At 58.7% G+C, this 26,190-nt stretch carries 18 protein-coding genes; 9 read left to right on the top strand and 9 right to left on the bottom strand.

Going from position 1 to position 26,190, the window contains the following annotated elements; translation table 11 throughout:
* The first annotated feature begins 3 nt into the window (after positions 1-3).
* From NCR98_RS00085 to NCR98_RS00100, 4 genes are all read left to right on the top strand, one after another.
* Entirely contained in the window at positions 4-1,584 is a 1,581-nt protein-coding gene (locus NCR98_RS00085) for a hypothetical protein (RefSeq protein ID WP_250525224.1), read from the top strand.
* Between the two features lie 510 nt (positions 1,585-2,094).
* Positions 2,095-3,285 carry an ABC-three component system protein gene (locus NCR98_RS00090; RefSeq protein ID WP_250525225.1) on the top strand — a complete coding sequence of 397 codons (1,191 nt, stop codon included), beginning with the start codon at positions 2,095-2,097 and terminating at the stop codon, positions 3,283-3,285.
* Complete coding sequence (locus NCR98_RS00095) at positions 3,282-3,770, top strand: three component ABC system middle component (RefSeq protein WP_250525226.1); 489 nt, start codon at positions 3,282-3,284, stop codon at positions 3,768-3,770. The genes NCR98_RS00090 and NCR98_RS00095 overlap by 4 nt, the downstream gene beginning before the upstream one ends.
* Positions 3,767-5,743 (top strand): DUF3732 domain-containing protein, encoded by a 1,977-nt coding sequence (locus NCR98_RS00100; protein WP_250525227.1) that lies wholly within the window; start codon positions 3,767-3,769, stop codon positions 5,741-5,743. Before NCR98_RS00095 ends, NCR98_RS00100 begins: the two co-directional genes overlap by 4 nt.
* Before the next feature lie 896 nt (positions 5,744-6,639).
* On the opposite strand, the gene NCR98_RS00105 is transcribed toward NCR98_RS00100, so the two are convergent.
* Positions 6,640-7,971, bottom strand: a complete 1,332-nt coding sequence (locus NCR98_RS00105) for a hypothetical protein (RefSeq protein WP_250525228.1) — start codon at positions 7,969-7,971, stop codon at positions 6,640-6,642.
* A 143-nt stretch (positions 7,972-8,114) separates the two neighbouring features.
* Here NCR98_RS00105 and NCR98_RS00110 point away from each other — a divergent pair, with 143 nt between their 5' ends.
* Entirely contained in the window at positions 8,115-8,462 is a 348-nt protein-coding gene (locus NCR98_RS00110; RefSeq protein WP_250525229.1) for a helix-turn-helix domain-containing protein, read from the top strand.
* Positions 8,463-8,468: 6 nt separating this feature from the next.
* Here the strand turns inward: NCR98_RS00110 and NCR98_RS00115 are convergent, their stop codons facing one another.
* From NCR98_RS00115 to NCR98_RS00140, 6 genes are all read right to left on the bottom strand, one after another.
* Positions 8,469-8,759, bottom strand: coding sequence for a hypothetical protein (locus tag NCR98_RS00115; RefSeq protein WP_250525230.1), 291 nt, complete (start codon positions 8,757-8,759; stop codon positions 8,469-8,471).
* A gap of 481 nt (positions 8,760-9,240) precedes the next feature.
* Positions 9,241-10,086, bottom strand: coding sequence for a hypothetical protein (locus NCR98_RS00120; RefSeq protein ID WP_250525231.1), 846 nt, complete (start codon positions 10,084-10,086; stop codon positions 9,241-9,243).
* A gap of 56 nt (positions 10,087-10,142) precedes the next feature.
* Positions 10,143-11,054: a recombination directionality factor gene (locus NCR98_RS00125; RefSeq protein ID WP_250525232.1), complete on the bottom strand. Its 912-nt coding sequence runs from the start codon at positions 11,052-11,054 to the stop codon at positions 10,143-10,145.
* 41 nt (positions 11,055-11,095) lie between these two features.
* Complete coding sequence (locus NCR98_RS00130) at positions 11,096-12,091, bottom strand: YqaJ viral recombinase family nuclease (RefSeq protein ID WP_250525263.1); 996 nt, start codon at positions 12,089-12,091, stop codon at positions 11,096-11,098.
* A 72-nt stretch (positions 12,092-12,163) separates the two neighbouring features.
* A complete protein-coding gene (locus NCR98_RS00135; protein WP_250525233.1) occupies positions 12,164-13,132 on the bottom strand; it encodes a DUF932 domain-containing protein in 969 nt (322 codons plus the stop codon).
* 120 nt (positions 13,133-13,252) lie between these two features.
* The gene (locus NCR98_RS00140) at positions 13,253-13,438 is read right to left on the bottom strand and encodes a hypothetical protein (RefSeq protein WP_250525234.1); all 186 of its coding nucleotides are present in this window, start codon (positions 13,436-13,438) and stop codon (positions 13,253-13,255) included.
* 449 nt (positions 13,439-13,887) lie between these two features.
* Here NCR98_RS00140 and NCR98_RS00145 point away from each other — a divergent pair, with 449 nt between their 5' ends.
* The 4 genes from NCR98_RS00145 to NCR98_RS00160 are packed head-to-tail and all read left to right on the top strand — an operon-like array spanning position 13,888 to position 17,627.
* Entirely contained in the window at positions 13,888-14,460 is a 573-nt protein-coding gene (locus NCR98_RS00145) for a hypothetical protein (protein ID WP_250525235.1), read from the top strand.
* On the top strand, positions 14,457-15,827 hold the full coding sequence (locus NCR98_RS00150; protein ID WP_250525236.1) for a 7-cyano-7-deazaguanine synthase: 1,371 nt from the start codon (positions 14,457-14,459) through the stop codon (positions 15,825-15,827). Before NCR98_RS00145 ends, NCR98_RS00150 begins: the two co-directional genes overlap by 4 nt.
* Positions 15,824-16,993 (top strand): XRE family transcriptional regulator, encoded by a 1,170-nt coding sequence (locus NCR98_RS00155; RefSeq protein ID WP_250525237.1) that lies wholly within the window; start codon positions 15,824-15,826, stop codon positions 16,991-16,993. Before NCR98_RS00150 ends, NCR98_RS00155 begins: the two co-directional genes overlap by 4 nt.
* Entirely contained in the window at positions 16,968-17,627 is a 660-nt protein-coding gene (locus NCR98_RS00160) for a PIN domain-containing protein (protein ID WP_250525238.1), read from the top strand. Before NCR98_RS00155 ends, NCR98_RS00160 begins: the two co-directional genes overlap by 26 nt.
* A 139-nt stretch (positions 17,628-17,766) precedes the next feature.
* On the opposite strand, the gene NCR98_RS00165 is transcribed toward NCR98_RS00160, so the two are convergent.
* Both NCR98_RS00165 and NCR98_RS00170 read right to left on the bottom strand, forming a co-directional pair.
* A complete protein-coding gene (locus NCR98_RS00165; RefSeq protein ID WP_250525239.1) occupies positions 17,767-19,857 on the bottom strand; it encodes a UvrD-helicase domain-containing protein in 2,091 nt (696 codons plus the stop codon).
* Entirely contained in the window at positions 19,854-26,189 is a 6,336-nt protein-coding gene (locus tag NCR98_RS00170; protein ID WP_250525240.1) for a DEAD/DEAH box helicase family protein, read from the bottom strand. Before NCR98_RS00170 ends, NCR98_RS00165 begins: the two co-directional genes overlap by 4 nt.
* Position 26,190 lies beyond the last annotated feature (1 nt).

The following is a 26,190-nucleotide window of genomic DNA, read 5'->3' on the forward strand; positions in this document are numbered from 1 at the left end:
AGCGTGCGACTGCTCGAAGCCAGTCAAGAGGCGTTGAACTTGGCCTTTTTGGGTCTTGGCATGCCTGTTCGTCACGACCTTCGAGTGGCGTCCGCCCAGTTCGCGGCTCCGGCTGGGCTCATTGGTGCGGCAGCAGAACAAGCCCTGTCTGCGATACTGGTGCAAGTGCTTGGGGAAGAGGCGCTTATGTCTGCTCCCAACCATTTCAAGAGTGCTCGAGAGGTCCTGAGGGACGTACGAACGCTGCTAAAGGCGCCCGTGCCGAGAGCCTCCTTCCTCACGGTAGGGGTGGCCGACGCAGCCGCGCACCGGGAGGGCCTGCACAAAGCCACAGAAGGCTTCGTGCTTATCATCGGTGAACGTGCGGCCGGCCTGCATGCTGGGCTTGGACCTTCACGGGCGGTGTCTATGCTACAGGCGCAGAAAGTGCTGGCTTTCTACGACCTCTTAGCGCAATCCAGCCGAATCCGCCCGTACCTGGAGCAGTTGCCGCGGCCTCCTGACGCCAAAGTGGACGGGGATGTCCTAGTAGACGAACTGGCGAGGCGATTCGCTGAGGCTGAGACGCTTGGAGATCGAAGTGCGGCACTGAGATCGCTATTCCTTGTCCTACCCGAGGTGCCCGAGGTGGCGCCGGAATGGTTGGATGCCTTTGATCGATCAGCAGTTGCGCCCACGCACGAGGACATCAACCTCCTGCTGCAGACTCTTGAGCGCGCAGCCCCTGTCAGATTTCATCGCCTAAATGCCGCTGGGCAAGGCTTGCCCGTTGCAGTCCGGCAGCAGGACCCAAATGCAATGCCAATCGCCCAGCATCACCTTCGGCGGGCGTTTGGCGATGTGCTTGGGCAGTTCGAAGCATACGTAGGAGCGGCCAATGGCCGCCTCAATGATGGGCATCTTGACGTGCCGCCTGAAAGCTTTTTGCTGGACTTATGCGTTCTGGGGCCTGCCCAACTAAGCCAAGCCTTGAACCGACAGCAGCTCACTGCTCACGACGTGTGGCCATTCATCATCACAGCGTTGTCGGTTCAGGGCACCATTCGCCCGTTCTGGTTCCTTGCGTCGCTGACTGACGACCTGGGGCAGCTTGTCGCGCAACTGCGGCGAGCATTCGCGGTCGCGCGCCGTGCACAACTGCGACAACAAGAGGCCGCGACGCTTGCGGCGCTGGATGCCCTCCGTAACCGTCGGCCGCTCGAGCCGCCGGCGCCATTGGCCGAGTTTGCCAAGGGGGCGTTCGCGGCTGCGGAGCGCGGCAGAGAGGCGCTTGCTGCGGCTGTCGAACGCAGCCGTGGCACGAATCGTCAAGCAGAGCCAGATGCGGATGCAATCCTCCGCCGAGTATCCGAGGGCGAATTCATCGCGGCGCAGGCTTTTGATTCCGTCATGGCGTCGGACAGCCTGGAAGCGAAGCGCTACTGGACGCGGCTGCTTGCCGAGTCATCGACAGACCTTGAAGACCGCGACATGCTCGTGCAAATTCACCGCCAGGGCGACCTCGTTCCCGCACAGTCCGCCGCGCGAAAGGCTCTGAAACTTATTGACGTCATCGCCTACGGGCCCCAGATCGATCTGGAGTGACTAAACAGCCTGACTCCTCGGATCTGGCAATGTGCCCAGCACCAACAAAGCGGTCGAGTAGGCAGACACGCCGACCGGCCCACTTTTGGCCATTGTCAGTTGTCTGCACCTCGAATTGCCGAGTCCTTGCTCGTCTTCCGAAGGAAGATCCAATAGTCGCTGCTTTGAAACACACGGCAACTTGCCGACGCCGGTCCAATTAAACCCGTCAGCTTATGAATACGCATTACGCTACTCATGGCCGTCGTGCAAACTTAAAAATTAGCGCGATCGGCTGTCATCGAACCTGCTCAGTCATTTAAGCGCCGGACGCTGATGTTTGCTATGCAGCGGTTACTCCCATTTACGGGTGCGCGGTGAACTTGCGGCTTTCCTCGCATTGCCGTCTCACACTGTTTGTCGCCTTGAGCGTGTAATATTCAGCTAACCACGTTCCGCAAAGAAGATGCATGACGCTGACCGCCTTTTGACGACTGTAGGCATGGTCGCGGATAAAACCACGGAGAACAAGTGGCAACGAAAACCGACAAATACGCTGCCGGTGAGCAGGGATTGGGTTACGTCTACCAGATTCGCTTCGCGCTTGCGCATCTGATGAAGCAGGACGAGGGCCAGTCGCTCCTTATTGAGGCGGACGATGATGTCGAGCTCCGAGACATCGAAGGCCGAAAGACACTCATCTCGCTGAAACACAAGCAGGCGGGAGAAACTGTCGGGACGCTATCGATCGATTTCTGGAAGTCAGTCCGAATCTGGCTCGATCGCTACGTCAGAGACGGCAAGCTCGCTTGCGAGCATTCGTATTGCATGGCAACGACCGCACGCGTCGGTCCAGGCTCGATGCTGAAGTACTTCCAGGAAGGCTCTGCGCCGAAGCCGGCAGACTTTGCTTCGCAGTTGATTGCTGAGCTCGAGGGTTCGAAGACCGACCTCAGTGCTCAGGTGAACGCTACCCTCGCCTTGTTGTCTGGTGACGAGCAACGCGATTTCTTTGAACGCATCGTGGTTGCTGACAGCTCTCTGCGCATCAAGGAGCTGGATTCAGCTTTCGAGCCTCTCATGCGGTCCGTTGCCCAAAAGTTCCGCGTGGATGTGCGGGAGCGCATGGAGGGCTGGTGGTTGAGCCAGGCCATCGAAGTCATTCAAGGCGACCGGGACCCCATCACAGGTGCGGAGGTGTGGGCGAAGTTCGCCAGCATCAACAGCGAGTACTACGATGAACGCCTCCCCATTACCTTCGAGGATGAGTACCCGCCCGAGGGCATCGACCCGTTGAAGGACCCGCGCCAATTCGTCCAACAGTTGCGTGCCATCGGCATGCCGACGGACAGTCTCGAGTTGGCCATTCTCGACTTCTACCGGGCGTTCTCCCAGCGTGCGCATTGGGCTAGGGTGAACGTGCTGGTCGGAGGAGAGATGAAGAAGTTTGAACGCCGCCTCGTTGAGGAGTGGAAGCGTGCCAAGGCATGGGTCAAGGTTAGTGAGACGGACAACGAAGAACAGCTTCAAGAGGCCGGCAGGCGGATGTATGACTGGGCAGAGAACCAGTCGAGGGGCCTTCAGATTCGGAAGCAAGTCACGGAGGACTTCATACGCCGTGGGAGCCTCCACATCCTAGCGGATGAGAAGCCTGAGCCGCGAGTTCACTGGCACCCCAAGTTCCTCGAGAACCTGAAGGCCGCCTTGAAGATGCCAGCATGATTGATTGGTCCATACGCCCATTTGAAGAGCGAAACCTCTTCAACCCAGCTTTCTGCGCGCTGATCCTTGCCGCAGCAATTCGCGAATACGAGCGGGTCGCCGGAAAACCGATGCCTTATTCGCTGACGCTCCTCGTCCTGCCGCTGTGTCTGCATCAGGCAGCACGCGATCAAATTCTCGCCAGCAAGAAGCTCTCGGTATTGCGGATCGTTGCGCTCCAGCCCGACCTACTGGTCGACTTCGCTGAGCGGGCTAGGTCGCTCGTTCAGTACGCCACCGAAGCATTCGCTTTACTCGCCAGCAAGGGCTGCATAGAGGTTTCCGATGACGGGGGCATCCGCCTTATCCCTAGAAGAGTCTCCCCTCAGGCACTGGGCACCGACGATGCCGAGATGTGCCGCAACGCAGCCACGGTCCTGGGGCGAGACTTCGGCCAGATCAATGACCGCGTGACGATCTACACAAGCCTGTCCATCCGACCATGAAGATTGCATCAATCCACATCTACAGCCATGACGGCCGTAGGCGCGACCTCCCTTTGAATCCCGACGGGCTAAATATCATCACGGGCCTAGCTTCGACAGGCAAATCGTCGCTATCGGACATTGTCGAATACTGCATGGGTGAAGACAATTGCAAAATTGCGGAAGGGTTCATCCGCGAGACGGTGTCCTGGTTCGCGGTGACGTTCCAATTTCCGCACGAACAGGTGTTCGTCGCCAAGCCCAACCCCAAACCAGGGAAGGTCCAGTGCTCACTGGCGATGGTCCTGCGCGGCAGAGAGATTCGAACGCCCGACTTCGAAGCGCTAAAGCACAATGGCGGTGATGAGCTTGTCCACGAGGTTCTATCGTCCCTTCTAGGTATTCCGGAGGCCAAGACGCCGGTGCCAGAGCGGAGCAGCCGCACGGGTTACTCAGTCAACGTAAAACACACGACTTTCTACTTGTTCCAAAAGCAGGGACTGGTTGCTAGCAAAGATCTGTTGTTTTACCGGCAGGCGGAAGAGCATCTTCCTCAGGCCATTCGCGATACTTTCGCCGTGCTGTTCCGCATCGCCAATGTGGGCGACATGGAGGCAGAGGCTAACCGGCGCGCAATGCAACGCGAGTTGAAGATTGCACAAAGGGAGCTACGGGTGGCTCAGGAGACGGAAGACGCGCGGGACACGCGAGGCCTCGGGCTGCTGGCTGAGGCACGGGCAGCAGGCATCCCGTTCAGCAGCTCCGCTGGCAATAATGCGTGGAGCGAAAACGGTGCCGAGAGCGATCTGGTGGCCTCGCTCCGGGAGGTGTTGACGTGGCGACCTGGCCAGATTCCCCTTCTAGCCGACAGCGAGATGGCCAAGCTGCAGGCACGTCGTTCGAGACTGCGCGCGGAACGACGGCAGGTTCAGGACCAAATCGCTGCCGCGCAGCGGTACGTCAAGGGCGCGTCAGACTTTGAGACTGAGGTGCAAGAGCAACGTTCGCGCCTGGAGTCCATCAACGCCCTGCCGCGCTCCCCTAGCGGGGCCTGGCAGTGGCCCTTCCTCAGCGAGGCCGACGCACGCATGGACGGGATCGCCCAAGTCTTGCTGGAGGAGCTGTCCAGCTTGGACAAGGATCTCGAGAACGTTGGCGGGGCGCGTCCCCGGCTAGACCAGCACCTAGCCCAACTGACCGACAAGGCTAGTCGTCTGAGGGAAGAGATTTACGGGATCGAGGTCGACCTCAACGCTGCTGTGCTCGCCGAAGAGAAGGCTGCGGCTCAAGAAGACGCTAACATCCAGGCTGCCAAGATACAAGGACGCGTCAGCTTCTATCTGGAGAGTCTCACGCCCGTCAACACGATCAGCACTCTCAAGCTCAAGGTCGAACGGCTGCAGGCGAAGCTGGATCAACTCACTCAACAGACCGGCTCAGACGACGACGCGGACGCACGGATGGAGTCAGTCATCACGCACATCTCGGCGACGATGAGCGCGCTTGTACGCGAGTTCAAAGCCTACTTCTCAGAGTTCCCGTTTAGGCTGGATATGCGCAATCTCACCGTCGTGGTTCAGCGGCCCGGCAACCCCGTTCCCATGATTCGCACCGGTGGCGGCGCGAACTGGCTGGCGTATCACATCTCCGCTTTGCTTGCGCTGCACCACTACGCCTGGAAGAACAACGTACCGATTCCTCGGTTCCTCATGCTGGACCAGCCGACGCAGGTGTACTTCCCCTCGCAGACTGCCTATGAGTCGGTCGCGGGCGATGCCAAGCGAGTGCGAACCGTCGATGTCGATTTGGCTGCAGCCAAGCGGCTCTTCGAGACGCTGTTGAACTACACCAAGGTACTCGTACCCGGCTTCCAGCTCATCGTCACGGAACACGCCAACTTCGCTGAGGACTGGTTCCAAGAGGCACTCATCGAAGAGCCGTGGATGGATCCGCCGGCGTTGGTGCCAAAAGATTGGCCAAGCTGGGGGGCGTAGCATCTCGGTGTCTATCCTCGCGGGAATGGGCAGGAAGCTCCCTCGTGAAAAGCTGACCAACCTTGCTGGCGTTGTTTGGACATGCATTGAGCGGCGCAGCGAATTGTTGCCATACTGAGCTGTGCAACCACTCGAGGCGTGGCTGTTCTCGGCATACTCTTTTGAAAAACTCGATAGCTTCCGAACACGACGTGTTGCAAGAGAAAATCGACCTCTTAGATCGCTGCAGGATCGACGATCTCACTCGTGAGAAGTGGTGAAGCACCCCCGAAAACATGCTCAAAAGCACGGTCACGAAGTTTTTCAACAAAATTGGCAGATTGAAGTCGTTCGCGCGCGACTTGGGGGCTCAATCCAGCCTAGAGCAGTCATTCCATGGAAGTTTGCCAATGACTGCTCCTGGGCCAGATTGCGTCGCCGGGCTATCAGCGTGCACGCCGGAAACGGTCACGGCCCAAAAAAAATGATTTCTTGAGTCAGATTCGCCAATGAATGCGCGCCCGTAGAGGCGCAGCATTCGCTCTTCCTGCTGGCTAGATGAATGACTCACGTCGACGGTAGTCCCCACTGACCGCGCCGTTCGGTCATCATGTCGTTACTAACGAGCGCTTCTTCCCTATGCCCTTCAGCTTGGCGTCATAGCAGTCTTGCCGTCCTAATCATATCTACTTCGGAATGACTGCGGCCCGTCTGCGCCAGGCTCAGGATGGCGGCTGATGCAAAGCACATTGATTCCATTCTCACAAGCAAAAGATGTTGGATCGAGATCAGTGTATCGCTTATGGATTGTGCAGTGCCCGCCAGATGGAAAAAGGCGCAGCAGGCTGGAATGCCCCGCACCTGCGCCAAGGAAATGTGCCGACATCCGTCTGGCGGATGCGGCACGGCAAGAACGGTTACTGCGACAGGCCGATGGTTACGTACTTGGTATCAATGTCGAACGTGAGCGGATCGTCAGTTCCGGTCGTGCTGTTGACAGTGATATAGGCGTACTTTGTGACACCGGACGTGGCGTCGGTGTACTTATAGACCTTCGCATGTTCAACCGAATGGTTAGCCGTATCGGGTAGTCCGATCGCCGTGAGCGCTTGAGCGACATTGGTATTCGGGGCGTCTTGATTGCCTTGGTTGTCGGTAAACGTCGCGGTACCGTTCGCGAAAGTTGTCGTGCCCGACTGCGTGCAGTCCTCGTACTCGTCGAAGGTCTTCCCGTTCAGCTCAGTCAGGTCCGTGACCTCCGTGAGATCACTGGACACGTACACATACTGGCCAGGTTGCGCCGCTACGACACCGCCGACGCCATTTGCCGTACACAACTGGCCGACCCGATTGCCCAGGCGACTCACGACGGCGGTGAATTGGCCAGCGTCCGCAAAGGAGGTCACGTTGCCATCGGTATCGATTGCGGCCTTGGCGGCGAACTGTCCGCGACTCGGATCGGCAATGGCAATAGCAAACGTACCGTCCAGATCGATGGACGAGCCCATCTGAATTGACGTGAGGCCCGGCGTGGTGAACGCCGTTGCGACATAAGCAGTCTGGGTCAGCGGCTGACCGCTTGCTGTCTTCGTGGCGGCATCCGACTGCGACAGGCCGGAAGCCGTCAGCGCAGCGCCATAAGTTTCAAGCAGCCCGTCGCCCACATCCCCCTTCTGAGCCTTGAAGCTCGTACTGAGGGGGTTGAATCCATCCGGCAGCGTCGGCTTGCCCGGCAGGGTAGCTAGGGCCGTCACTAGCTTCGCCAGCGCACCGTTCAGGTTGTCGGTCGTGATGGTACCGGTTAGATCGCCGCTCTTTGCGCTGTTGAACCAGGCGTCCGGGTCCTGCTTGCCGAGCACGCCGACGATGATGTCGGTCAGCGGTGTGATATTGGCCGTGCCGGGAGCCGCAGCAACGGAATGTAGCGTCGATGTCAGAGCCACGCCATTCGCAGTGCCGCCCGTCACGCGCGCGACGCATGGGTAATCCGTGGCCTTGAGAGCGACGTTCCAGCTACCGTCCGTACCGGTCGTGGTCGAAGTCGTCGTGCCCGATGCGCATTTCAGCTCGACTGTCCCGCCGATGATCGGCGAGCCAATCGCCGCCGTGCCTGCCGTGTTGACCGAAGCGGTGCCGCTGCCAGCGGACGTCGAACTGCCGCCGCCTCCGCCGCAAGCGACAAGCGCTGCGCACATGGACGCGCCAAGCGCGAGTCTGGCGATCTTCGTATTGCATTGTTCTTTTTTCACTGTGTAATTCCTTTTAAGGTGGTTGACGAAGGGAGTCTGTCAGGAAAGATAACGGCATTCATCTTTATAAGTTTAGTTTCAACTCAAAAAGTCCTTACGTTAAATGGGGCGTGGCTCAACCATTCAGGTTGAATGGAGGGTGCATGACTCAAGTCGATCAGGAACAGCTCGCCGTAGTAATTGGCCGGGCGATCGCGAAACATCGCGTGGCAAGCGGCTTCACGCAGGAACAGGTGGCCGAAGCGCTGGGAATCGGCAATGAGGCGGTTTCGCGTATGGAACGCGGGATCGTGATGCCTACCGTGGCGAGACTAGTGGAACTGGCCGACCTGTTCGAATGCAACGCGGCCGACCTGCTGACGGAAGCCAGCAGCCGCACCAGCGATCAGGCGAAGCACGTCGCTCAGCTTCTGGCGAAGCTCGGCGGCAGCGACCGCACGATGGTGGTTGAGATCGTTGAGCGGCTCGCTGGACGACTCGCGAAGCGTTGATGCCGGTCAGTAGTCGTTAGGTAACAGGATCGTCGTGGCCGAACGGTCGGCTTCGGTGATGATCCAGACCTTCCTGTCGCCGGGCAGCTCATAGCTCGACAGCAGGCGTTTGCCCCTTAGCAGCGCCAGCTCGTTCGAGGTCCGGTCTTCGATCGAAAGATCACCCCAATCGCCATGGATATGACGGACGAGCAGCAAGACCCCCGATATGTCGACCTCATCGAGTATGGCCTGTGCGGCCGGCGTGATGACCGGGCGTCCCATCGGAAAGCGCGCGCCTTTTGCATAGCGGCTCATGCGTACGCCTCATGCACGTAGCGGGAGGAAGGCCACGACGGATAGCACCGATTCACGGATCGACTGTGGCGTGAGTCGCGAGCGAGCACGGCATCCTCAAGGCGTTCGATGGTCGTGTTCGAGCGATCCCACTCGGTGATCACCAGAATGCGAGTCTGGTCCGGCAAACCGTAAAGCGAGATCAAGCGGAGGCCAGTTGCGATTGACAGGTTGTTCTGCTGGCAGTCTTCGTTTGACACGGTTCCCCAATCGCCAGCAACGTGTCGCAGCAAGACGCTGACGACGGGTATGCCACTTGCACGCAGTGCCTCAAGTGCAGCGGACGCGACGAGTAGCCGCCCCGGATTGAAAAGTGGTTTGAGACGAGAAGTCTGTTTCACGGAAGTTTCTCCAGAATGAGGGCGAGCACAGGCCTCCGGAATCAACCGGATGCATGATCGCTTAAGTAATTAGAAAAGGACCGGGCGCAGGGCGCGCGCGACTACGTCGTGGCGTCGTCGAGCTGCCGTCGTAGGGAAACTGCCCTGGTTTGTGAGCAGCGGAGGTGTTTGCGAATGCCTGAGACTGTCGGGGGCACGAGTCCGGCAGCAATGTCGCGGTTCAGTCTGTCGAGTTCGGTTTCCGGTTCGGCCGGAAGCTGCGGCTCGGCACCGGACCCAACACGAGAGTCAACATCTGTTTCAGTCGTGATCGGGGCGTGACGAGCCATAGGCAGCAATGCGATCCACCAAAGCAGGCAGGCGACGCCTTCGAGTATCGCGGCAAATCCCAGCCCGGCGACCAAGTCGAGCTTCGGTACCGCCATCGCGCAGAGCGCTGCCAGCCGTGCTGCGACCGGGTCGTCATAAGCCTCGGCGCGACGCGCGGCGTTACTGTCAGCGACTGACTGTAGACGCCGCACCTCCGCCGCTTCGACTTCGAGTGCATTGCGTCTCGCGGCCAGCGAAACGCGACGTGCCTGCAGCGACGGACAACCTCCGCTGCAGCGCCGGCTTTCCGCCACGGCCAGTTCGGCCGTTACCGTCGCCTGGTCCGCCACGACTGCTGTGAGACTGCGATAAGACTGCGTGTTGCCGATCTGTATTGACTGCTCTCGCAGCATTCCTGCGTGCGACTGCGACAGAAGGAAGAACGTCGCATGTCCGTATGAAGCCGCCACCATGCAACCCAGCCACAGTACCGCACCGACGCTGCGTACAGCGAGCGGGGCCGACCGGCAGAGCGTGGGCAACAGGTGTGCACCCGCCACCAGTACAACGCCTGTCGCAATCCACACGAGCCGTTCGGTTGTCCATCCGCCGCGTTGCCAGCCAGCGAGTATCGACATGCAGACAGCTGTTCCGGTTGCCGCGACGGCCAGCACGAGTGCTGGACGGACCCGGATCACGCAGCCTCTCCACCAAACTGTGCCGCCCGCTGGTCCATCCGGCCTTTCAGGCTGGAGGTCTTGACGGGCGCGGCCGGTGGGCCAGCCTGACTGCCGTCGTTACCAGCTTCCGCCGGATAGAACTCATCGACGACTGCTGCGCTATCCTCGATGCTGTCCTCGAACGCGCCGTTACTGAACCCGGCGCGCGCGGCCGAATCAAGTGCTGCCTGATCGAAGCCAGCAGCTTTCCGCCGTGCATCCAGTTCACGCGCGTGAAGGATGGCGTCTTCCATCGTACTGCCACTCCGCACGCCGATGTCCACGTAGTAAATGGCCGAGCGATAGCTCTGCGTGGTGGACTTGCCACGCAGCTTCAGTTCCAGTGGTAGGCGCGCGAGGAGATTGCCTGATACCGCACTGAAGTAATGCAGGCGCGCGGAGAGCGTCCTGATGCTGTTATACGACGTGGTTCTGAAGATGAAACTGCCGAGCTCATCTTCGTCACCGATCACGACGTTCAATCGGCCATAGGGTTTGCAGTTGGCCGCCTGTCCAAACGCACAGCCGTCCGGCGACGGACATGGTAGTTCCTCGATACCCGAATCACTGGCGCGCCGGCAAGTTTCGCCGTTTCCGACGCATACCGGGCGGCCGGTACCACGGTCAAAACACGAATACTCCGCACGCAGGTTAAGGTCCGGATCGTTGAACAGGAACCGGACGGGAATTGCGCGCAGTTTGCCGGTGGTCGCCTTGCGCAGCGATTCGTTCAATGGGTGTAAGAGCCAGCCGTCCCGGGTGTGTACCTGGGTTGTCAATGTGAACTGGTCGTCTTTTTCCGGGAGGCGCTTGCCGTTCTTCTCGACGACGCGACCTATCGAGATACGACCGACAACTGGCGGCGTGATACTGAGGCCTTTCAGCATGACGATGCTCCTGTAGGTGAACAAAGAGGAATAAGGGGAAATCAGGCGGAGACGAGAAACCGGCGTGAGCCGGGTTTGGTGAGCGCGTATTGCGATGAGAAGTCAGGGTGATCCGCAAGCAGGCGTTTGAGATCGATGCCAGAACTATCTCTGCTGCGTTTGAACGAAACTGAACCCGTCTCGAACATGGCCCGATCGGCCTCGGCCATTGCTTGCTGAATCGTCTGCTTGAGCTGCGTCTCGACCTGTTGGCGAGCCTCGATGTCGGCCCGTACCGCGACCAGATCGGCAAAGGCCGACGACAGCCGACGGTCACCGGTGAAATCGACCGTGCCACCAGTGCCGGGGTACAGACAGCGTAGTGCGCGATCTGCCGATTCCGAGCCGTCCGCTGGCGGTAGCGTATCGGTTTCGACGTACCGCCAGAACGCCGCTTCCAGTTCGATCAGCCGGGCGATCAGCGCGTCGTCGCGCTCGATGCGATGCACGTCGAGCTTCTGGCCGCACAGCAGCACGGCCACGTCGGCCGCCTGCTTGCCCGTCACGGCCAACTGATGCATCACCTGCAACTGCACGTATTCGGGAACTCCGTCTCGCCAAAGCCGCGCACCGAACTCTCCCGCCGTCTTGCATTCGAGCAGTTGCACGTCGCGGTTGCCGACGACTTCTCGATCCAAGTTGGCGAGCATCCATGGAATCGTCGGATGCTGAAGAATCGCGTTGACGCGTCGCACGCGGTTGCCCGTCTGCTTCGTGTAAGCCGCCGCGACAATCGGCTCCAACAACGTTCCCCAGTAGACCGGCTCGGTCGTATCGTCCGGATCGAGCTTTGGCAGGTTCGCGTCGCGTCCCCTCTTCGCAAGCCAGAGTTCAAGCTGCGACTGATAGGGAGAAAGCCCCACGGCAGCGGCCGCATCGGAGCCACCGATTCCCAATTTCCGCACCTCCAGCCAGTCGGCACGCGGCATGTCCTTCGTTTCCACGAGCCGCAATGCCGGACGGCTGCGATGATGTTCGGCGGGTTCAGGCAAAGGCATTTCAACCTCCAGAAATAGCAATGCCCAGCGGGAGCGATCCCGGCCGGGCATGACGTGGGTGATGGATGGGACTCATGCGATCAGCCTGATGGCTTCGTCCCATGCCTTTTGCTTGAGGGCAGCACCGGTTCCGAACCAGGCGGCTTCCCTGCGGTGGTCGTCGCTGCGCGCGCGACGCTGGTGATCGACGAATTCTGTGACCGAATTCAGCAGCCCCCATGCCGTACCCGCCGCCGATGCCATGTCCGCGCCCTTGCCACGACCGGCGAACAGTTCCTGAACAGATTTGATCGCGCTGTCGTTGGTCGCCGGAACCGGCGTGCTGGCGCTGGTAGCGGGATAGGTCAGCACGCGGCGGAAGAAGGTTTCGGCTGCGGTATCGTTGACCTTGCATTCGCTCAACGCCTTCATGCGGACGATAAAGCCGTCCCACGAAGAGATCGCAATGCCGAGTTGGCGCTTCACGGCTTGCGCATCGAACTGGCTGCGGTGCGGCACCTTGACGGCACCGGTGCTGTCGCCGAGCGCAATGGCGAGCGTGTTATTGCAGACGACGCGAACGCTCGTGAACTGGGCGGTTGTCGCAAGACTGCCATCACATGCTGTCGCCAGCAGCAAATAGCCATTTACGCGGTCACGGCCCTTGAGGGTAGCGTTCTGGCCGGTGCGGGCCAGAGCCCACAGTTTTTTGCCGTCGCGCAGTACCCCAGCCGTCTCTAGCTGATAGCCCCCCACTTCAACGAGGTCCCGATAAAATTCGAGAATAGTTTCAGGTTGCACCACGTTGTATCTGGATGAGACGACAGACAACGGCATTTTGGTATCGGACCGGTAGAGAACTTTCTGTTCGGGAAAGGCGTGGATCGAACCTAGGCTGGAACCGGCACTGCCGGAGACAAAGCGCACTTCGGTTTCCTCTATGCGCCAGTCCATGCCAGCCTGACGGGCCCAGACTTCAAGCGGCTGGTTGGCCGCAAGCTGATTTCCCAGGCCGTGCCAGGGCGTTTCGTTGACATAGGCCATGGATTGAACGAGATGCATGATTGATCTTCCTGATAGAGGTGTGAGAGAAACAGGCAGCAAAAATGCCTACAGCCCGCAGGGGCTGTAGGCATCGCGTGTCAAAGAATGAAAGGGGTAAAACGATAGAGCTGGCGAACGTCAGGATGTGCGTTGCATGCTGAAGGTATGGCCGCATCCCTGGCACTCGTAGTTGTCGAGCACGTGTGTGTCGATCTGCTCGCCGATGGCGGAGCCAGCGGCACAACCAGCGGCACCCCCGAACAGCGCACCCATGAGCGCGCCAGCGAGGCCGCCGAAGATTGAGCCGACGGGGCCAGCGACCATGCCAAGAGCTGCTCCGGCTTCGGCTCCCCCGAGCGCAGCAGCGGCGCTACCGGCAGCGCCGGCCGCCGCGCCAACGGCGCCACCGGCCTTGCGACCGTAATCCCGAGTGGTGATGCGGGCGGAGTTGCAGCGGGGACAAGAAAGGAAATGATTCATATCAGCCTCATGAGGATTCGTGGCAACGCGGGGTTGCCAAGGCATTCTGGGTAGATGCTCGATGAAGTGATATATCGCTGAGATTTTCTGGGGTAGGTCCTACTTGAGACTTCGCAGGTTCGGTTCAGGTTTCTGAACTCTTCGGAGCGCACTGCCGTACTGGATGCTTGATGTGACTCATGGCTGAGCGGTGGGCTCGCGTTAAGGCCCAAGCGTGCATCAAGCGTTGTTCACAAAATTTTTGACATTGTTATATTTTTTCTCGTAGAATCTGACAAACCGGAGGTCAGGCTATGAGCGATGGACCACATAGAAGTCTGCCGATGCGAAAGCCGTGGAAAGAGTTGGCCAAGCGAGGAGATCAGAGCGTCTACGATGTCGACCAGGTGGTAGAGGCCGCAACGAACGCGCTCGCCAGCGATTTCAAGAGCGAGGTCAAGTGGTCGGTGATTGATAGCCTGAAAGCTATCTTCACTGGGCGTGACAACTCTTTGATGTTGTCAGAGATCGCACTTCAAGAACTGGAAAACGCGAAGGTCTTGGCTGCCGGCTCCGTCTTTGGGATGAATGCGGTCGCGTGGAGCGCTGAACTCATCAACGACGGCAGATTCGGCCTGGATGCGTTTCATGAAGCGATAGGCCTTGCGGGCAAGATGCGTGGTTTCGCAAACGTACGATCGGTCGAAGAGCACTACCTTCGGGAATCGAACCATCGACGCGCTGATTACGTAGGCAAGCGGCTCTATAACGCGATTTCCAGCCTCTCTGATGGCCAGCTGGGCTTGATACTTGCGGCTCCGGAATCTACCAGAACCCCGCGGTCATCGAAGAAGACGCAAATCGACGAAGGAGTTCCACTGTGTTGAGTGCACTATCTCTGAAGGAACTCACTGTCGATGTTGTCGAACCGGGCACCCGCCGACGCAAAGGTATGGTCGCCTGCCGACTCGGTCGAAATATCACGTTCGATCTCGAAGCCTTGGAGTCCTTTTCTTCGCGTAAGTGGCAGCCAGCGGTGTATGACGTGCTTGTGGTAGCTGCTGCTGTGGAATTCTGCGATCGTAGCCTAGCCCGCAGTACGGTGAACTGGGGGCGGAAATTTATCGTACATGTTCCGGTACATGACCACACTAAGTGGTCAGACAGGGCTGTAATGCAAACGTTGGTAGGGGCTTTGAATCTTCTTACGGGAGATGATTGGCAGTTCCAGTTTCGCCCGCGTAAGAAATCTATTGAGCCTCCGCGCCAAGATCACATGCGGTTTCCTTCTAATGCAGAAGCTGTTATCGCATATAGCGATGGGATGGACTCGTGCGCTGTCGCTGGACTGGAGGGCAAGCGTCTGGGCAATCATCTCGTGCGCGTACGAGTTGGCGGCAAGCAAAGTGACATTTCGGGAAAGGAACGTCAGCGAATTCCTTTCACGGCGCTTCCCTATGAAGTCAAGCTCGAGAATGGAAGAAATGCTGAAAATAGCGCGCGCAGCCGGGGTTTCAAATTCAGCGCGGTGTCGGCAATGGCGGCATACTTGATCGATGCACCGTCGATTATTGTGCCCGAAAGTGGTCAGGGGGCGTTAGCCCCTGTCTTTCTTCCTGTCGCCCACGGCTACGAGGACTACCGAAATCATCCTGCATTCATGACGTTGATGGAGCGTTTCGTTCATGCTCTGCTCGGGTACCGACTTCAGTACAAGTTTCCTCGGTTGTGGGCAACCAAGGGGGAGACGCTGCGCGAGTTCGTTGACAACTGCGATAGTGGTATTCGTTGGAAAACGACCAGGTCGTGTTGGCAGCAGTCCCGCCAAGTAGCCGTTTCGGACAAAAGGCGTCAATGTGGAGTGTGTGCGGCTTGCATACTTCGTCGACTTAGTGTGCATGCCGCGGGCTTAAGTGAGCGGCCGGAGACGTATGTATGGGAGTCTTTGAAGGCCCCCACTTGGGAAGCGGGGGCTGCAAGAAGTTTCAATCGTTTCACGCAGGCTTTGCGAGAGTATGCGATTGCCGGTGTGCTTCACTTTGAGCATCTATCGGAACTTCAAGAATCCGTTCAATATGAGTTGATTAAGCGACGGCGGACGAACGAACTAGCTCGTTCGCTATCGATCTCGCCGCTGGATGTGGAGCGAAACCTCGACCGACTTTTGCAGCAACATTCCGCAGAATGGTCGGTATTCACTGACGATCTTGGGCCGAAGTCGTTTGTGAGGCAATGGATAGATGAAGCATCATGACCAAAGTAAATTTTAAATTGAGTCCAGTGGCGCTGGGCGAAAGATTGAAGGTTGTACGAGAGACGGCCAACATTACCCAGGATGCTGCTGCCAAAGCAGCGGGCATCGCCCGTACTACGCTTGTCTCTATTGAAAAAGGCCAACGGGCTGCCAGACTCGAAGAAATTCAAACGCTAAGCCGTTTCTACGGTGTATCCGCTAACTCTCTGCTGCGTCGGGATGCAGTGCACGTAGACCTTGTCCCACGCTTTCGATCGCTTCCTGAAACGAGTGACTCGGGTGTTGAGCAAGCAGCGCGGATGCTTAATGATCTTGTCAAGGCTGAGGTTGAACTTGAAAACATCTTAGGTGTGCAGAGGCTCAACAACTACCCAGCAGAAAAGACTATCCTGCCTGGAGATGTCCGAAAGCAAGCTGAGCACGACGCGCAAAGCCTACGCAATTGGATGGGACTAGGCGAGGGGCCGGTGCAGAATCTGATCGCGCTCCTTGAATTGCAACTCGGCATACGAGTCTATGCTAGGAAGCTCGACGCTAAAGTCTCGGGTCTGTTTGCCTTCGATGATGCAGTTGGTGCCTGTGTTCTGATTAACGCAAGCCATCGAACGGATCGCCGCGCGCAGACTGGTGCCCACGAGCTCGGCCACTTCATGGCAACGCGGCGTCGGCCGGAAATATATCAAGACGAGAAGTATGAAAACTCTCGAGAAGAACGCTACGCGAATGCGTTCGCGAGTGCGTTTCTGGCCCCTGCGCGTGCTGTCATGGAGAAGTTCAAGGAGTTAACCATTGGCTCGACCCATCTGACGCGAAGGCATATCATCCTTCTTGCCAATTACTTCGGTGTATCACGCCAAGCGATGGTGCTTCGCCTTGAAGAGCTTGGCCTTACGAAGAAGGGGACGTGGGATTGGTTCGTAGACAATGGCGGTATTACGGATGAACAGGCCCGTCAAGTCCTCGGTTCGGCGGCGGATGATCCGGCGGTCACCGACGGGACGCAATCATCGCGGCTCTTCCTGCTGGCCATCGAGGCGTGGAAGAAAGATCTAATCAGCGAGGGCCAGATGTCGGAAATGCTGAAACTCGACCGGGAAAATGTTCGCGAACTGCTTGATGAGGCGGAAGAGGACGAAATAGATGACCTTTTCAAGTTGCCTCACTGATCAGGACGAGGTTCTTGTCCTCGATGCCAGCGTCATCATCAATTTGCTGGCGACGGGCCATGCACGCGGGATCTTAAACGCACTACACGCTCGACTTCTCGTCACCGAACACGTTGTACGCGAGATTGGTCGAGGTGCAGCCAATAGTCGCCGGGAGTTCGATCTGCTATCCAAGTTGACCGATGAACAGGTACTGAAAGTCACCGAGCTTTCTGCGCTGTCGCTGGAGAGTTTCTTCGACGTTGTCTCTGGTAGCACATCGACATCGCTTGGCGATGGGGAGGCCGCAACGCTTGCTCTTGCACACTGCAATGGATTCTCTGCGGCGATAGACGAGAAGAAGGCGACCCGGATTGCCGGCGCGCGCTTTGGATCTCTGAAGCTTCTCACAACCGTCGACATTCTTGCGTATGAATCTGTTCGAGATGCCATAGGGCATCAAGTACTAGCTGACGCAACGTACCAAGCGCTGCGAATCGCGAGGATGCAGGTGTGGGAGCACCAGTTCGATTGGGTAGTTCAGTTGATTGGATTAGAAAATGCGGCTGCGTGCCCAAGTCTCAAGCGGCATATGCGGCGGAAGTCGACAACTGAGACCTCTCCCATAGTACCGAAACGCGCGATTGGTGCGTGATGCAATGCGCATGAGGCAGTGCCTGTCTTGCCGCGCTACGTGCAGAACCGCTGGGCGCTTCCGAACCTTGCATGTACTGTGGCAGCTCCGAACACGGCTAGGAGCTGCCGATCAGTTGGTCACGATTGCGCCAGCCGGGTTATACCGGGCGCAGCAGCAGAAACAGATTCCGCTTGGCCCGCGTGGCGGCAACATGCAATAGGCAGCGTTCTGCGATCTCAGTGTCCTCGGCCACGCCGGCATCGTCATCGCGGCTGAACTGTTCTGCATAGCGCGTCGCGCCTTGGTAACCAGCAACGATCACCACGCTGAACTCAAGTCCCTTGACGCGGTGCATTGTCGCCAAGCGAACACCCAGCACGGAAGAATCGTCGGCGGTGGAGTTGTCTAGCTTCATGCAGGCTATGCCGGCCTGCTGCAACGCGCTGGCTATGCTGACCAGATCGTCATTCGTGCGCGAGACAATGCACACTTGGCGCAACTCCATGTCATCGTCCTGTAACTGTTTCAGTAGCGCTTGGATATGGACGACGTCCTCTTGCTGAGATGCCGACTCGATGACATCGGGCGCGTCACCGTGGGTTAGGGAACGATACCCTCGAAGGGTATCGAGGTTGCCATCTAGGTCATCGACCTCGCAGCCTTCAAGCTGAGCGCAGGCCCACTGACGAATCTCGTCGGTCGTGCGGTAATTCACTTTCAAACTTCGGCTGCGGCCCCGCGCCTCAATGCCCGCCCTGCTGAGCACCACCTTGTGCCGATAGATGCGCTGATGCGCGTCGCCGACGATAAACAAGTCATTGGCGGAAGGCTCTACGGCGGCACGGATCAGCTCGAAAGCAGCGCTGCTGATGTCCTGAGCCTCGTCCACTACCATGGCGCGAATGCCGAGTTCCGGCTTTTCCCGGCGCAACAACTGGCAGGCCTCGCGGAAGGCTTCTTCCGGCTCGCGTTGGTTGGTTGCATTCAGCTGGAATCGATATTCTGCAAATACCGGCCAGATGGCCTTTCGCGTTGGCCGGCTCAGTTGGCCGCCACGTCCGACTCGACTCGCACGCATGTAGTCGTCGGCGGTCTCGCATCCGAGTGGCAGTACCACCCGCTCATATTCGGCGCGCAGAAACTGAGCTGACAGATCGACCGTCGTCGGGAGCGCGGACATAGCCGCCTGCCATAACCGGCGGCGATCCGCTTCGTTGTATAGCAGACTATGCGGGTAGCCGAAGCGTCGCAGCAAGCCAGACGCCCATTGGTCGATGTTAACCACTTGAATCTTCTCCAGCTCCTGCGGTGTGCACAGCAGAGCCAGATGCTGGCGAATATCCTCCGCCAGCGTTTTAGTGAACGTGGTGAATACCACAGGCCGTCCAGGCATCGTGGCGTACTGACGGGCCAATCGCGCGGCACGATGCATAGCCACCACCGTCTTGCCGGTTCCAGCCCCGCCGGTCACCTTCACCGGTCCATTCCATTCGCGCTCGACCAGCTTACGCTGGCTGGGATGCAAGAACACCCGCCAGCGCTCGAGCGGCGCGGCCAGCAAGGCTTCGAGATCGCTGTCATCGGTCAACACTACAAAGTGTCGGCGCGTGCTGTCACGCTCGAGCGCTGCGCTGAAGTCGGCGGTGTCAACCGTGCCTGGTGCATCCTGAGCAGCGAGAATCTTGTCAATGGACTCCCCTGCAGCAAATAGATAGAGTCCCTCAAAGGCATCATCCGGCAGTTGTCGCTCCAATGCCTCAAGTTCCGTTTCCGTGGTGACGGCGCGCACCGCCGCCACCATATCGTCTGGCACGCCGAACCGGCGGATCTCCCGATCCTTGAGCCTATCGAACAAGCCTGGCGCGCTGGTCGTGACTGGGGCCTCGTACTGGATTGACTCTGCTTCCTGCACTGCGTAAATCTGGATGCTGCCCACATCCGGGTGAACGGCTACCCGATGGCGCCGTGCCCAATGATAGGCATCGTCATGCTGGTCCACCCATAACAGGCAATAGACGTTGCCGACATCCGGCTTCAGAACGATGCCGCGCATGTTGTCGTTGATCCTTACCGATCGCATGTTCGGATCGGCGGCGTCATGGATGCGCTCATAGTTGATCCCGCTTGCCATCGGGTTCTGGCGGAACTTGGCCACAAAGGTCAGTACCGCCTGCTGCTGAGAGCGAGGGACAGCCGCGAACGCTTTCAGGAAGTCATCAGACATTGCAATCTTGGGTGCCAGCGTCATGCCTTAGCCTCTAGCAAAAGATTTTTCAGATCGACGGGCAGCGCCCCGCCATCAATAACGAAAACTTGCCATCCTTGCGCCGTAAACGCTTTGGCATCCGCATTCATATCAGGTAGCAGCACGGCAATACGTCCATCCGGCCAGGCTAGCTCGGCTTCCGCGAGAACGCGGTTTTTATCGCCCATCAATTCATAACCAGGTTTGGGTGCATCTATGGCCAGCTCGGCCAACGCCATGGCCCAGTCTTGCGCCTCTTCGGCTGCAAACTCCAACGCCTCCAGCCAAGCCGAAGAAAGCCCGGAGGAATGGTTATTGAGCACCGGACAATCCTGCATCGCTGGCAGGCCGGGCATCTCGGCCGCACCAACCCATAAGCCTCGCAACGGCAGCAACAGGTTCAACAACTGCCATAGCTGTTGCCAACGTAAGAGCCGCTCGGCATCCGGGAGACCAGCATCTTGCCAGTACCCCACCACACTGGGCTCAGACTCAACGCTAGCCTTGCCGGTGATGATCTGCCTGAGCTGATCCGGGTGGATGGCAACTGCCAGTGTCAGGGCCGTGCCGAGCTGGCGCACGCCAAATCGGCTTTGGCTCAGGTCGGGTAGCAAATTCAGATCATCCAGCCGTTTCCAAAAGTCCCCGTTACGCATGCTTTGCAAGACAGTTGTATCCCCAACAGGAACCATCAGGCTCGCCGCCAATGCCACCGCTAGCTTTTGCAACGCTGCTTGCGAGCCGCTGGCCAGACGCTGATGCAACTGAGCAAATGGCGACCGTGTCTTGAAGTCCTGCAGCGCCTCGATGTCCTGTGCCGCACATAGTTTTTGAAGCACAGGGGCCGCACTTTCATCCAGCAACGACGGCCAGAGCGATGAAGTTGCCGCCAACTTGTCTTGTAACACAGCGTCTAGGTCATCCCAAGTCAACGTCCACACGGTAAACTTCCCGCTCTTGGCAAGCGCCATGCGCTTGGCCAGATCCGTTAGCACAATGTCCTTGTGGTACTGCCAGCCATCCACGAACACTGCCACCGGCAAGTCATCAGTGGCATCGTCAGGCCAGAACACGAAGTCCGGTTTGCAGGGCACTACCACTGCGTTGGACTGTCCAAGGGTCACCTGCAGCTCCAAACGCCAACGCCGCGTGCCTGCCTGGACCTGGTAGCCGGGTTTGCCCTTGAACAGCACATCGCTCAGTTGAAACTTCAGCCCGGCAAGGTCATGGCGCAACGCCTCGACCAAGCGTTTTTCCAGCGCGCTTTCCAACAGGTGATTGCTGGGGGCAAGCCCTGCCAGATGAGTGACAGGCCGCAAGCTTCCCTTGAACTGCGTAACGTCATTCAGCAATTTCTGTGCGATGCGGCGAGAAATAAGCTTGCGGTCGTAGCTGTTGTGATATCGATACACGCAGCGGTAGCAGCCGTCGGCGTCGTTATCCTGATTGCAACCACACGCGTTAAGTGCTTGCAAGGCAAGCTCGAACACTTCCAGCAATGGCTCGGGGGCGCGCATTAAGTCTTTCAGATAGCCCGTGCCCCCGGGTACGCTGTCGTAAATAACCAGATAGGTGCGCGGTGTGTCCGAACCAGCGGCCATGCGCATATCTAGTGCAATGCGCAGGTGATCGACAGCTCCCCTGAAGCGGCGTGCCAGCCCCAACTCCAAAGCCGCCACAAAGCTCATCAGCGACTCTTTCGTATCAGCAAAGCCTACGTCCGGCAAAAAGACTCGGATACCCTCGCTGGAAAATTCGCGGTAGAGGAAAATGCATTGCTGCGTGCTCGCCTCTGGGTTCTTGCGCCGTGAACACCAGGCCGCATGGTTACGATACAGCTCCTCAGCTTTGCGCTTGCGTTGCAACGTGCCGCACTCAGGGCAAATCGTGAAACCTGGTCGATTCAACTCTTCCCCGGCGATTTGCATGGGTAATGCATCCGGCGATTGTTCACCGAAGTTCACTTCGCGGAAGGTCACTCGATCGAGGAACTCGAAGCCAAAGGGAAACTCCGGCTTGTCGATCACAAAGGCCTGACGCACGGCATCCGGCGGACTGTCCACCAAGGCCTGGCGGACATAGAAGCCGCGTTGACGCTCGTCCGAGTCGTCGGCGATGCGACTGTCACGGTCCAAGGTGCGTGCAAACACTGTGGTTAGGCGCAGCATCTCGCGCACCCGGCCACTGTCGCGCCAAAGGGTGTCACCGCAGCGCGGGCAATGCGCATGGTGATCGCCCGAAGTGAGCGGCTCGGCATAGGCGCATTGCCGGCAGAAGCGCCAAGCCTCGGGCTTGATCTTGGAAACGTCCACCTGGTTGACCACCACCCGCCGCCCTTCGGCATAAAAGGTATTGTTTGGTGCCAGCTCTGTGATCGCAGATGATGCGGGACGCTCGTATTCAAACGTGAGCGGAGCTGCCGCGTTGCCGGCCGTCTTGGACTCGCGCACGATGATCGAGCGCAGCAAGACCCCCTGCTCCGGAAAGGCATAGTTGGGCAACAAACCTTCATCGGTAAGCACGTTCAGCGTAGCTTTGCCCTCAACGCTGCCGATCAGCCGCGATAGTGCGTTGCGCTCCTGGAGCAAGCGCGCGAGTTCTGCTTCCTGCTCTTCTCCACGCACGGCCAGGGCCTGTAGCTTGTCGACTTCTTTGACGGTGCGTTCGCGCTGGCGCTTGAGTTCTGCCACATCCTTAGCAATGCCTTGCAAGCGATGAACAATCTTCCAAGGTAATGACCCGGGAGCGTCGGCTCCCCCATCGACAAACTTGGTCAGCCATTTCTGCGTGCTTTCACTCAAAGGCATTTGCGCGCCTTGGTTGAACAAACGCAGGAAGCGATCCTGCAGTATTCCTCGATTTTGCTCGACATAGTCCAACCAGGGATATGGAAAACGACTGGTTGTCTGATTCTCGATAGCGCTGAACACAGCGCGAACTTCCGCAGGAATCTGCGCCGCGCGCCCTACCTCTTGTACCCAACAATCCAGGGTGAACGCGGTCAACTGCCGCTCCAGTACTGCAGAGGCATTGAGAAATACCCCGGGCGCTTGAACCGCGCCCGCAATCATGTTTTTCGGGTCATCCCAAAAATACAGATCATGCGGCTTGCTGGTGGCCATGGTCATCAGCAACGCGTTACCCGTGCTGCGGCCGGCGCGGCCACCGCGCTGAATATAGTTGGCCTGCTGCGGCGGTACCGAGCACTGCAACACACTGGACAGATCGCCGATGTCGATACCCATTTCCAGAGTCGGCGTGGCCGATAATACGTTCAGTTCATCAGGGCGACCGCTGTTAGCCTTGAAGTTGCGTTCCACCGCTTCACGGGTTTCGCGTGGCAGCAGGCCGGTGTGCTCATGGGCTACAACCCGCTGAATATCAGCGTGCAGATAGAGCTTACGATAGAAATCTCCCGAGGAATCGCCGGGCTCCAGCATCCCTCGACAATCCCCCCGGCGGCAGGGCTGCCCGGCAAGCTCCTCAGTTGGCCCGGAAAGAAGTTGTGAGTGGCAACAGTCGCAGCGCCATTTCCGCCCACCCAGCGTGACATAAAAGGCCGCTGGCTCCAGTCCCCAAACACGGATGTCGTGCTTGTGTTCATCGGCCTGCTCGAAGCCAGCCAACCGTACTTCCGTGAGCGCTTCCAGTGCCAGCCGGTACAACGGCATTATCAGCGCATCCGCTCCCAGCGCGAGATCATGCAAGGCTGGAAGGACCTTGAAGGCCCAAGTGCGGAACGCCTGCACGTGGCTGCCGCCGATGCTAACGCAGCGCTGGTACTCTGGCAGCGTGATAAAGCGTGGCGGCCGTGGGCCAGAGATCATCTTCGACTCGACCGGATTCTTCTTGTACACCCAAGGACTACAACCCATGCGCGCATAAAATCTCAAGCCATCATCACGCCAGGCACCAAAGCGCTGCATCTCTTCCAGCAAACCACGCAAGAACACCAAAGCGTCCCGTGCAGAGGTGCCGGCCAACTCGTTAAGCTGCTCGCGCAGGCGTGGCAACAGCCAGTCGACGGCAGCTTCCAGCGCGCCTTCAATCGGCAGGACACTGGCCGTTCCAGTGGCCACCAGGGTGCGGCCAACATGCGCATCCTGGCCGAACTCGGCGTTGACTACCCAAGGCAGTACTCGCCCCAGCAAACGTGGCAGATCGCTGTTTTCGGGTAGTACACCCTCACTCATCAGGGCTTCGAAATCATGCAACCAATGAAGCTGCGGCGGCAGGAAATTGGCAATGTAATGGCCATCACCGCTCGCCTCACGCCAGCGCTGTTCGAACGCTTTTGGCAAGTCGGCCAAGGTCAGCGGCTGGCCAGCCTCTTGCGCTGCTGCGATCACCTGTGCCAACGCTGGGCGCAGGTTCAAGCGCCAGGTCCGCGCGGCGAGGAACCCGGCGCGATGCGCTGCATCTTGAACTGAGTCGGAGAAGGCGATCAGCTTTTTGTCTGTGTTAAAGCGCGACGCAAACAACTGTCCCAGCATTACTGCGGCCAGGCTGGCCGCTTGCGAACCGACAATGGTCAGCGAGTGGTAACCCGCACAGTACGGGCAGTCGTGGTTTGACTTGGTAAGCTTGGCCCCATTGCGTGTGACTTCACGCAGATTGGCCGTCATGTCCACTGCGAGCAAAGCCTGATGCCCGCAATGCGAGCATTCGAGCTGTGCTAACTGATGCAAAGTGCCACACTTGGGGCAAACCCGTTTGCGCTCGAACACCCTCGGATCTGCACTATCGGTCGCTGGAAATAGAAAGCGCGTCGTTACGTCCTCAGCAAAGAATGCGCTATAGAACGCACGCAGATCGGCGCCCAACTGGTTGGGGCTGGTTTTCGTCAGGGTGGCGCCCCAGCCTGTCGCGTTGCAGTCGCGACAGTGCACGACTGGCAAATAAACCTGACCCTGATCAGTCTTGCCCAAATCATCGTGGTGTTTGAGCAGCGGCTGCGCGTCCAGTGCTGCCACCATGCGGCGCAACTCGCGCAGCCAGATTTCGACCTTCACCTGCAGGAAGAAATCCTGAGGCCCCAGCTTTCGCGCATGGGCCACCAATGCGAGCAAGCTAGATAGCCACAACAGCGGATAGCGCTCCTCCTCGCAGACCGGTAGACGCCGCTTCAGCAGCGTGAGCAGATCATCCAGCAGTACCGATTTCGGCCCTGATCGCTCCAAATCACGCAGCAGGTTTTGGAAGGCAAAGTGGGATTTCAGACGCTCACCCAACGCGCAGCGCCAGGCAAAGTCCTGCACCTGCTCTGCCGAGCATGGCCGGGCGAACCACAGGGCTGCCTGTGCTGCCAGGTAAGCCGGCATATCGTCGAAATTCTCCGGCGCCAGGGATGCAATATCTGTTGGCTGCGGGCTTTGAGTGAACTCCACCACCGCCTCGGCCAGGTAGGCACCCACAGACTCGCGGTCCTCGCCGATGACAGCCTGCTCATCAAGGGATTCGCCAAACACATCTCCGGCGAACGACAGCAAATCTCCAACACCCTCATCGCCCAAGGTGGCCGATGTGCCCACGCATACCACTTGCCCGGGCGGACAATTCAGCCGACCTTTCAACCGACGGATCAGGCAGGCAAGATCAGTACCCTGCGCGCCGTCAAAGGTATGCAGCTCATCGACCACCAGATAGCGCAAGGTATCCGGTTGCTGGTGCGCCCACAGCGGCGCATCAGCCGCGCGGATTAGCAGAAAATCCAGCATCTTGTAGTTGGTCAGCAGGATGTCCGGCGGGTTACTGCGCAGCGCATTGCGGTCAGTAATGACGGTAAAGGTCTTTTCATTCAACTGCTGCACCACATCCGAATCCACCGCCGGCGCATCGCCCACATACAGCCCGGCGCGAATGCCATTCAGCCCGGTGGCCTGGACTATCTCTTTGGCCACACGCCCGGCCTGGTCGCCAGCCAACGCATTCATCGGGTAGAGAATGATCGCCTTGACGCCGCGCCGGCCCTCAGCGCGGGCCACTCGGCAATGCTCCAGAATTGGATAAAGAAAACATTCAGTCTTGCCCGACCCGGTACCGGTGGCTACCAGCGTCGACTGAGCATCGTCTCCACCCAGTCGTGCAAAGGCACGGGCTTGGTGTGCATGTGGCACGAAGCTAGCTGGCAACCAGCTAAACGGTGCCTGGCCGGCGTTGGCTTGTTTGCGAAACGGTAGTGGCACCGTCAGATATGGGCCTTTGAGGATATTGTTGCGCTCGGCTAGAAAGCGCTCCAATAACCCAACAAACCCGGGCGTGGTCGACGGAAAGGCCGCGCGCAAAAAATCCGCAACCCCCGTGGTTACTTGCTGGGCGACGATCAGCGGCTGCATA

The sequence above is a fragment of the Caballeronia sp. GAWG2-1 genome, assembly GCF_023631405.1.
Lineage (GTDB): Bacteria > Pseudomonadota > Gammaproteobacteria > Burkholderiales > Burkholderiaceae > Caballeronia.

Excerpts from the sequence above, each read along its gene's own strand:
- NCR98_RS00125 (WP_250525232.1), bottom strand. The coding sequence starts at position 11,054 with ATGCTGAAAGGCCTCAGTATCACGCCGCCAGTTGTCGGTCGTATCTCG.
- NCR98_RS00095 (WP_250525226.1), top strand. The coding sequence starts at position 3,282 with ATGATTGATTGGTCCATACGCCCATTTGAAGAGCGAAACCTCTTCAAC.
- NCR98_RS00115 (WP_250525230.1), bottom strand. The coding sequence starts at position 8,759 with ATGAGCCGCTATGCAAAAGGCGCGCGCTTTCCGATGGGACGCCCGGTC.
- NCR98_RS00155 (WP_250525237.1), top strand. The coding sequence starts at position 15,824 with ATGACCAAAGTAAATTTTAAATTGAGTCCAGTGGCGCTGGGCGAAAGA.
- NCR98_RS00160 (WP_250525238.1), top strand. The coding sequence starts at position 16,968 with ATGACCTTTTCAAGTTGCCTCACTGATCAGGACGAGGTTCTTGTCCTC.
- NCR98_RS00130 (WP_250525263.1), bottom strand. The coding sequence starts at position 12,091 with ATGCCTTTGCCTGAACCCGCCGAACATCATCGCAGCCGTCCGGCATTG.
- NCR98_RS00145 (WP_250525235.1), top strand. The coding sequence starts at position 13,888 with ATGAGCGATGGACCACATAGAAGTCTGCCGATGCGAAAGCCGTGGAAA.
- NCR98_RS00140 (WP_250525234.1), bottom strand. The coding sequence starts at position 13,438 with ATGGTCGCTGGCCCCGTCGGCTCAATCTTCGGCGGCCTCGCTGGCGCG.
- NCR98_RS00120 (WP_250525231.1), bottom strand. The coding sequence starts at position 10,086 with ATGTCGATACTCGCTGGCTGGCAACGCGGCGGATGGACAACCGAACGG.
- NCR98_RS00165 (WP_250525239.1), bottom strand. The coding sequence starts at position 19,857 with ATGACGCTGGCACCCAAGATTGCAATGTCTGATGACTTCCTGAAAGCG.
- NCR98_RS00135 (WP_250525233.1), bottom strand. The coding sequence starts at position 13,132 with ATGCATCTCGTTCAATCCATGGCCTATGTCAACGAAACGCCCTGGCAC.
- NCR98_RS00100 (WP_250525227.1), top strand. The coding sequence starts at position 3,767 with ATGAAGATTGCATCAATCCACATCTACAGCCATGACGGCCGTAGGCGC.
- NCR98_RS00170 (WP_250525240.1), bottom strand. The coding sequence starts at position 26,189 with ATGCAGCCGCTGATCGTCGCCCAGCAAGTAACCACGGGGGTTGCGGAT.
- NCR98_RS00110 (WP_250525229.1), top strand. The coding sequence starts at position 8,115 with ATGACTCAAGTCGATCAGGAACAGCTCGCCGTAGTAATTGGCCGGGCG.